Origin of the sequence: Vibrio sp. Vb1337 (assembly GCF_033338715.1) — a bacterium.
GTDB classification, from domain to species: domain Bacteria; phylum Pseudomonadota; class Gammaproteobacteria; order Enterobacterales; family Vibrionaceae; genus Vibrio; species Vibrio alginolyticus.
Window position 1 is genome coordinate 1 of sequence record NZ_JAWOTD010000313.1, and the last position, 1,006, is coordinate 1,006.

Sequence of the window (1,006 nt, forward strand, 5' to 3'; positions counted from 1 at the left end):
TAATACCGTCGTCCAAGCATCGTACTGCTTCATTAAGCATTGGCAGTACACAGCGCAACGCAATATCGTTATCGCTGAGCTTCGATTCTGGCGTCAGTTTGAGTAGCTTGTAGATGGATTTATCGACTTCTTTCTTCTTACCTTTGTAAGTGTAGAAACCTTTCCCGCTCTTGCGTCCTTTGCGACCGTCATTCAATAAGATATCGAATACATCAGGACCTTTGAATCGCTCGCCCAACTCATTGACCAGAATCGGCATGATCTTCGCACCAATATCAACACCAACTTCATCAAGTAACGTGATTGGCCCAACAGGGAAGCCGAAATCCAACAACGCACCATCTAACTTCTCAATCGGCTCATTTGCCAGCAAGATATGCGCAGCTTCATTCATGTAAGGCGCAAGAATGCGGTTTACGTAAAAGCCAGCTTTGTCCTTCACAACGATTGGGGTTTTACCCTGTTTCTTAGCCAATGCGACAACTGTCGAAATGGTTTCATCAGACGTTGTTTCATGCGGAATCACTTCCACCAGCGGCATTTTTTCTACTGGGCTAAAGTAGTGCAAACCGACGATGTTTTCTGGTCGCTCTGCCTTTTCTGCAATCTTGTGGATTGGTAACGAAGACGTGTTCGTAGCAAAAATAGTTTCAGATTTTGCGTTTGCTTCAATGTCCGCAACCATCTGTTGTTTTAGATCCAAGTCTTCGAAAACCGCTTCGATCACAACATCAATGTGGTTGTAACTTGTAAAGTCTACGCCACCTGACAGTTGCAACATCTTCGCCTGTAAATCGGCTTTCGACAGGATGCGACGTTTGCGCTGCTTCTCAAACAACTTGTAGTTGTAGTTAAGTGCATTCAACACACCGTCATTGCTCACATCTTTGATTCGAACAGGCACTTTTGCTTTTGCTACCGTTACATGACTGATCCCAGCGCCCATTAAGCCGCCACCAAGAACACCCACTTTTTTCACCGCTGCAGGCTGTGCATCCGTGCCGTG

General features: G+C 45.7%; 1 protein-coding gene. It reads right to left on the bottom strand.

Annotated elements, in window-relative coordinates; genetic code table 11:
• On the bottom strand, positions 1-1,006 hold a 1,006-nt coding region (locus tag R7E42_RS25870), incomplete at both ends, for a 3-hydroxyacyl-CoA dehydrogenase NAD-binding domain-containing protein (RefSeq protein ID WP_318073368.1).